This window comes from Corallococcus aberystwythensis (assembly GCF_003612165.1).
Taxonomy (GTDB): domain Bacteria; phylum Myxococcota; class Myxococcia; order Myxococcales; family Myxococcaceae; genus Corallococcus; species Corallococcus aberystwythensis.
In genome coordinates, this window is the sequence record NZ_RAWK01000400.1 from 1 (window position 1) to 6,509 (window position 6,509).

7 protein-coding genes are annotated in these 6,509 nt (G+C 70.8%); 2 read left to right on the top strand and 5 right to left on the bottom strand.

What is annotated here, in order from left to right:
- The first annotated feature begins 440 nt into the window (after positions 1-440).
- Positions 441-1,088 carry a hypothetical protein gene (locus D7W81_RS38815; RefSeq protein WP_120560386.1) on the top strand — a complete coding sequence of 216 codons (648 nt, stop codon included), beginning with the start codon at positions 441-443 and terminating at the stop codon, positions 1,086-1,088.
- On the opposite strand, the gene D7W81_RS38820 is transcribed toward D7W81_RS38815, so the two are convergent.
- The 3 genes from D7W81_RS38820 to D7W81_RS38830 are packed head-to-tail and all read right to left on the bottom strand — an operon-like array spanning position 1,089 to position 3,525.
- Positions 1,089-2,063: a YheT family hydrolase gene (locus D7W81_RS38820; RefSeq protein WP_120560387.1), complete on the bottom strand. Its 975-nt coding sequence runs from the start codon at positions 2,061-2,063 to the stop codon at positions 1,089-1,091.
- Positions 2,060-2,362 carry a YkgJ family cysteine cluster protein gene (locus D7W81_RS38825; protein WP_120560388.1) on the bottom strand — a complete coding sequence of 101 codons (303 nt, stop codon included), beginning with the start codon at positions 2,360-2,362 and terminating at the stop codon, positions 2,060-2,062. Before D7W81_RS38825 ends, D7W81_RS38820 begins: the two co-directional genes overlap by 4 nt.
- Before the next feature lie 23 nt (positions 2,363-2,385).
- Positions 2,386-3,525, bottom strand: a complete 1,140-nt coding sequence (locus tag D7W81_RS38830; RefSeq protein WP_120560392.1) for a hypothetical protein — start codon at positions 3,523-3,525, stop codon at positions 2,386-2,388.
- A gap of 129 nt (positions 3,526-3,654) precedes the next feature.
- Between D7W81_RS38830 and D7W81_RS38835 the strand changes: the two genes are divergently transcribed.
- Entirely contained in the window at positions 3,655-4,623 is a 969-nt protein-coding gene (locus D7W81_RS38835) for a ferritin-like domain-containing protein (protein ID WP_147445786.1), read from the top strand.
- Position 4,624: 1 nt separating this feature from the next.
- On the opposite strand, the gene D7W81_RS38840 is transcribed toward D7W81_RS38835, so the two are convergent.
- Positions 4,625-5,581, bottom strand: coding sequence for a GNAT family N-acetyltransferase (locus D7W81_RS38840; protein WP_120560390.1), 957 nt, complete (start codon positions 5,579-5,581; stop codon positions 4,625-4,627).
- Between the two features lie 44 nt (positions 5,582-5,625).
- Positions 5,626-6,297, bottom strand: coding sequence for a hypothetical protein (locus D7W81_RS38845; protein WP_120560391.1), 672 nt, complete (start codon positions 6,295-6,297; stop codon positions 5,626-5,628).
- Positions 6,298-6,509 lie beyond the last annotated feature (212 nt).

Sequence of the window (6,509 nt, forward strand, 5' to 3'; positions counted from 1 at the left end):
GGTCGGGGCAGCAAAGGCAACACGGGGCAGGACGGATCAGCAGGGGCAGCACGCATCACCTCGCAACGCGCGGCACGGGGGGCATCAGGCAGCGCGGTCGAGCAAGGCAGCAGGCAGCACGTTGGTCGGGGCTGGGCGGCGGGACGGGGCAGTGCGCAGTTTGGGGGAGTCCGGCAAAGGCAGTCGCGGTCGCCGGACGGGAGACGTGAAGGGCAGTGAAACAGGACGTGGCGGTGCTCGAGCTTCGCGATCCAGCCGACACAGCGGCATCGCGGCGACGCGACAGTCAGCACCGGACGTGTGGCAGTGACGGGTGTGGAGTGGCGGGTCGGGGGGAGCAACACGCAGCCGGGTTCCGTGGAGGGAGTGCTCCCGGGATCCGGCGTACCTCGCAAATCTCATCGTGCAGGGGCGCGATGTCTGGAACGGGGAGAAGCCTCATGGGAGCGGTGTCCATCGTCACCGCGGCGGTAGCGGTCCTGGCGGCTCACGAGGCCATTGCCCAGACAGCACCGCAGGTGCAGCTACCGCAGGTCCAGGTTCAGCAGGGGGAAGGCCGGCGGCGCATGAATGATCCGGAGCGGCTGGCGCCCTTCGGTCTGATGCTCGACGCGGGCATGCCCGAGGGCGCGGGGCTCTCCGGCGTCCTCCGGCCCTCACCGCACCTGCGATTGCACATCGGCGGCGCGCACAACGGCCTGCGAGGCGCCTTGCGCGCGGGGCTCACGCTGCTGCCGCTGAGGGGCAAGGTGTCGCCCTCATTCTCATGGGAGTTCGGGCACGCGCAGGCCGCGAGCACCAAGACGCTGAACCGGCGGCTCGCGGACCGGACGCAGCTGCCCACCTCCTCCATGGAACGCGTGGGCTACACGTACGTCAGCACCCACCTGGGCCTGGAGTTCAACGCCACCCGGCGCCTCAGCTTCTTCGTGCGCGGCGGCATGAGCTTCATGGAGATGGACGTCCCCAGCCTCCAGAAGCTGGATGAGCCCTTCCGCGACTCGCTGTCTCCCGTGGAGACGAAGTCGTGGATGATGCGCACCCTGCAGCCGTCCGGAAAACTCGGCTTCATGTTCTTCTTCGGCTGATCAGCGGGCGAGCACCCGCTCGAAGAACGCGAGCGCCTGGGCCTCCGCCCAGAAGTACGGACGGTGCACGCGGCCCGCGACGAAGCCCACGTGACCGCCCTGTTCCGTCAGCACCACACTGAGGAACGGGTTGTCCCGCGCCGAGGGCGGAATCACCGGTGCCTCCAGCATCGGATCATCCGCGGAGCTCAAGAGCAGCGTGGGCCGGCGGATGTCCGCGAGCCTGGGCCCTGACGACGCCTCCCGGTAGTAGTGCTCCGCGTCCCGGAAGCCATGCAGCGGCCCGGTGACCACGTCGTCATAGCCCCGGATGGTGTGCGCCGCCTCCATGCGCGCCCCGTCGAACGCGCCCGGGAACCGCTGCAACTTCACGCGGGCCTTGCTCTTGAGCGTGCGCAGGAACCGCTCGCGGTAGAGCCAGTGGTAGCCGCTGCCGCCATCCAGCTTCCGGCAGCACGCGTCCAGATCGTACGGCGCGCTGATGGACACGGCGGCGGCCACCGGCGCCTGCTCCCCCGTCTCCTCCAGCAGCCGGCACAACACGTTGGCGCCCAGCGAGAAGCCCACCGCGAGCATCGGCCCGGTGATGCGCGAGCGCACGTCCGCCATCACGAGCAGCGTGTCCGCCGTGTCCCCGGAGTGGTACGCCCGGGCAAGCCGGTTCGGCTCCCCGCTGCATGAGCGGAAGTTGATCGCCGTGGCGCCCCAGCCGCGCTTCGCCGCGCCCCGCAGCACCTCCGTGACGTAGCCCGCCTGCGACGACCCCTCCAGCCCGTGCAGCACCACCACGTGCGGCGCGCCCGTCGGGCCGTCGAAGGTGTCCAGGTCGACGAAGTCCCCGTCGGGAAGGTCGCGCCGCTCCCGGCGCAGGGGCGGCACGCGGGTGGGGCGCACGACCGACGCGTAGATGGTCTGCGCGTGCGGACCGCGAAGGCCGGGCGCGGGAACGAACGGCTCGGTGGGCTGGAACGTCACTTGCGCTCCCGGATGGCGCGCGCCATCCGCATGGAGGCGCAGCCGGACTTGCGCACCGCTTCCGCCTCCGCGGTGAGCTGGAACAGCGCCAGGTAGTTGTGCACGCGCTCCTCCAGCGTGGGGGCCTCGATGCGGCGGCACACCTCGTCCGCCGCGTAGTCGCGGCACACCTGGGGCCGCCGCTCATAGACGGTGCACAGGTTGTCCGCGCCCAGGTGCGGGCACCTCAAGCCCAGGGGCTTGTCCAGCGCGGCGATGTCCGGCGCCACGCAGCAGGCGCCACAGCAGGTGCACTCCATGAGGCTCCTTGACGACACGGCTTTCAGCGGCGGACGGCCTGCTCCACCTTGCCCAGGTTCGTCACGGTGAGCGTGACGCCCTGACCCTTCTTCCACGCGACGAACTCCTCCTCGCGCGTGGGCTTCACCTCGTGCTGCTTCACGCCGTCGTCGTCGTAGCGCACGAGCACGGTGTAGTCCTCCTCGCGCCGCACCCGCTCGTTCGTTCCGGCGGTGAGGTCCGGCCAGCGCGGCGCGCCGTCCGTGCCCTTGAGCTCGCGCGTATCCACGGGCTTCCACACGTACGTGTCGTAGGCGCACTGCTGCGAGTAGACGGGCTCGTTGCGGTAGCGCGTCTCCGTGTCGCAGTCCTCGTAGGACTCGTTGCAGTACTTCGTCACGTCGTGGCAGACCTCCTCGGCGAAGCCGTTGCCCTTGTCGCGGCGGGTGCACTTCTCCTCGGTGCCGCAGGCCGCCTTGCGCGTCTTCGTCCGGCACACGCGCTGGGTGCCGTCCGCGACCCGGCGGGTGCCGCGCTGGCGGGACACGCAGTCGCGGATGTTCGTCACGCCCGCGACCTCGCCCGCGCCGTTCACCGGCATGCGTGGCGCGGTGGCGCTCAGCTCGTCCCGCCAGCCCGTGCGCGTCTCCGGCACGAAGCGCTCCTGCACCAGCGCGCGGCGCCAGTTCGTCGCCACCACCTCGCCCTGGAGCTCATGCTTCATGTTGCCCCACATGCCCACCGCGCAGGTGCCCAGGCAGCAGGAACTCAAGATGCCCACCACGATGAGCGCCACCTTCCCGAAGCGCCGGGGCTTGGGCGCGGGCTTCGGCGGCGGCTGGGGCCCCAGGTCCGCGATGGCCGCGGCCTTCGCATCCGAGCCCCGTTCCGCGGAGCACTGCCGGCAGCGCTTGCCGTCGCCCCGGTTGGCCGCGCCGCAGTAGGCGCAGAACCAGTCCTCACCGGCCCCGGCCATGTCCAGGGCCTGCTCGTCGGTGACGCCTTCGCGCGTGGACTTGCCGGAGGCCGCGTCCACGTCCCCGAAGTCGAACTCGGACTCCTTGCCGCTGAGCTCCCGCGGGTTGTTGCAAGAGGGGCAGTTCTTGTGACGGGCCGGAATGTTCTTGGCGCCACAGGACGTGCAGTTCCAGGAGCCCTCGATGATGCGCCTTCGCTCAGCCATGGAGCGCATCCTAGGGGACCTGTCGGCGCCTGACACATCCAGGTTAAGATCGCCGCCTGCACTCCCGCCGGGCCGGAGGTGGGGAGCCAGAGCGTCTTCCAGGAGCGGGAAGACGCGGGGGGGAATTCCATGTCTCGTCGAACGCTGGATGTGATTCCGAAGCACCGGATGTTGCGCCGTACCCTCTACGGGCTGCTGCTGGCCGCCCCCTTGCTGCCCGGGGGACTGGCCTGCGGCGGGTACCCGGAGTGCGGTTACGGTCCCACGAGTCTGTCCGGGGGCTCCATCGCGTACAATTCGGACGGGGGCATCCCAAGCTATTCGGACCTGTCGTGCGACTCCTGCCCCGACCAGGGAAAGCATGGCGCCCAGTTCAAGAGCTGCTTCGCGTCGGCTTCCGGGATCCCCGGAAAGGCGAACATCACGTGCTCCTACGTCACCTGCTCCAACGACGGGCGCAGGCCGGAGGGACTGGTGGAGGCCCGCTTGCCGGAAGCGGGGGATGCGCTCGGGGCCCTCTTCGCGCACGCGGCCTGGCTGGAGGCGGCGTCGGTGCCGGCCTTCCTGCGGCTCGCGGAGGAGCTCAAGGCGCACGGCGCGCCGGAGGCGTTGGTGAAGGCGGCCCGGCGCTCCGCGGGGGACGAGGTGCGCCACACCCGCCAGATGCAGGCGCTGGCCCGGCGCCACGGCGCGACGATGCCGGAGGTGGAACTGCCGCCCTTCGAGCCGCGCTCGCTGGAGGAGATGCTCCTGGAGAACGCCGTGGAGGGCTGCGTGCGGGAGACCTTCGGCGCCTTCGTCGCGGGCTGGCAGGGACGCGCCGCCAGGGACCCGGAGGTGCGGAGCACGCTGCGCGCCATCGCCCGGGACGAGGTGCGGCACGCGGAGCTGGCGTGGGCCGTGGATGCCTGGGCACGGCAACACCTGAGCGCCGTCCAGCGGGAGCGGTTGCACCAGGCGCGGCGGGACGCGCTGCGGACCCTGGGCGAAGAGGTGGATGGCCACCGGCCGCCAGAGCCGCTGATCCACGAGGCCGGCATGCCCTCGCGTGAGCAGGCCCGGGCGCTGTTCCAGGGACTCACCACCCTGGCCGCGTAGCTCACACCCAGAGGGCGCGAGGGAAGGGGACCTCTGGCGCGGGGGGCAGCCCCGCGCGCAGCGGCCGGAGCATGGGCAGCGACCCATCCCGCTGCACGCGCACGGCGCCGGGCGCTCCCTCGAGGAGGGGCGCCGTCGAGGACTCCTCCCACCACACCACGCGCTTGAGCCCCGCCGCATGCGCCACGCGGCGCGCCTCCGTGAGCAGCGCCTCCGCCGCGGAGGCATCCCGCGCATCCAGCATCAACACCACCAGCTCGCCGTAGCGCGCGTTCATCGTCCACAGCGCGGTGGATTCACCCACCACCGCGCCGCACGTCCGGGGCCGTGGCCGCGACAGCAGCTCCGCGTAGATGCGCTCCCGCTCCAGGTGCCAGTCCACCTGCGCGGCGCTGGGCCACAGGAAGAAGGGCACGTCCGGCCGGCGCATCCTCGCGAGCGCGAGCGCCACGTCCGTCTCCTGCAGCCCGCCGTCCACGGCCCGTCCGCCCGGCGCATCGGCCGCGTCCAGCTGCCAGTCGTACGCGGGCACCTCCACGTAGCCCGACCGGCGATACAGCGGCGCCCCGACGTCGGAGAAGAGGACCACCGAGTGCGGACGCGGCGCCACCTGCTCCAGCTCCGCGGCGACGGCATCCATCAACCGCGTGGCGTGTCCCCGTCCGCGCAGGGACTCCTCGGTGAAGACGCTGGCGATGGCGTAGCTGTCTCCCTGCGTGAGCTGTCCGTCCGCGCCGCGCAGGAAGCTGTCCGTGTGGAAGGTCTCGCATGACGCCAGCACCCGGCCGTCGTCCGCCAGCCACAGCCACGTGTTCATGCCCTCGCGGCTCCACGGGTGCGCGCGCAGCCGCGCTTCGCGCTCCTGGTACTGCGGCACGCTCAGGGGCGAACCCCACGCGGCATGGGTGACGGCATCGCGCTGCGCCTTCTGCGCGTCGGTGGCGAGGACGAGGGACATGGTGCCGGGCACGCTAGCCACACGCCCCGCCCGCGTGCGAGCGCTTACAGCGTCGTGGTGTACGGGAACCGGAAGTGCAGCTGCAGGTACGCCTGCCCCACGTGGAAGATGCCGTCGCCCAGTGAGTCCGGAAGCCCCAGCCCGCCCAGCTCCTGCGGCACGTAGAAGGTGGACTCCCAGCCCACGCTGACGAGGAAGCTCTTCGCCAGCTGGAACTCCAGGTCCGCGCCCAGGCTCGCCCCGGGCCTGAGGAAGTGCGTGTCTGGCAGCGTGTCGGAGAAGATGTACGCGTACGTCAACACCAGCCCCACGCCCAGCTTGAAGCGCACCGGGCTGGACGACAGCGGCACCCCCAGCCCCAGCGGCTTGAACGTCACGCCGTACATCCCCGTGTCGCGATACTTCGGCGAGATGATGAACGAGTCCGGGATGAAGATGGACGGCGAGATGCGGATCTCGTCCATCTGCTTCGCCTGCTTCCGGTAGCGGGCGGGAATGGCGCGCTGGTTCTTGCGCAGCCACTCCTTGTCCAGCACCGCGTCCACCGACAGCTTCAGCCCCGTGTGCAGGAACTGGTCGTCCGCGATGGGGCCGGAGAACACGAACACCGCCGGCCCCACACCCACGTCCACCGGCACGGTGACCTTCTGCGCCGCCAGGGCGACGGCGGGCCACAGCGACAGCGCGAACAGCAGCGGGAGCAGGGTGGGCCTCAAGGGCGGGTCCTCACGTACCGGGTCCGGCAAGGACCCGCGTTTCGAGCCTAGAAGGCTAGGACGCTCCCTGTCCCGCATGCGCTAAGAAGTTCGCGCCGGAAAGGGAGCCGGCTCTTCACGCTCCCTTGCAGGTCCGTTGCCGCACCTGCTTCACCCCAAGGAACTCCGATGCTCCCCGTTGCACTGCTGCTCGCCTCGTCCTGTCTCTTATA

Excerpts from the sequence above, each read along its gene's own strand:
- D7W81_RS38815 (WP_120560386.1), top strand. The coding sequence starts at position 441 with ATGGGAGCGGTGTCCATCGTCACCGCGGCGGTAGCGGTCCTGGCGGCT.
- D7W81_RS38825 (WP_120560388.1), bottom strand. The coding sequence starts at position 2,362 with ATGGAGTGCACCTGCTGTGGCGCCTGCTGCGTGGCGCCGGACATCGCC.
- D7W81_RS38830 (WP_120560392.1), bottom strand. The coding sequence starts at position 3,525 with ATGGCTGAGCGAAGGCGCATCATCGAGGGCTCCTGGAACTGCACGTCC.
- D7W81_RS38835 (WP_147445786.1), top strand. The coding sequence starts at position 3,655 with ATGTCTCGTCGAACGCTGGATGTGATTCCGAAGCACCGGATGTTGCGC.
- D7W81_RS38840 (WP_120560390.1), bottom strand. The coding sequence starts at position 5,581 with ATGTCCCTCGTCCTCGCCACCGACGCGCAGAAGGCGCAGCGCGATGCC.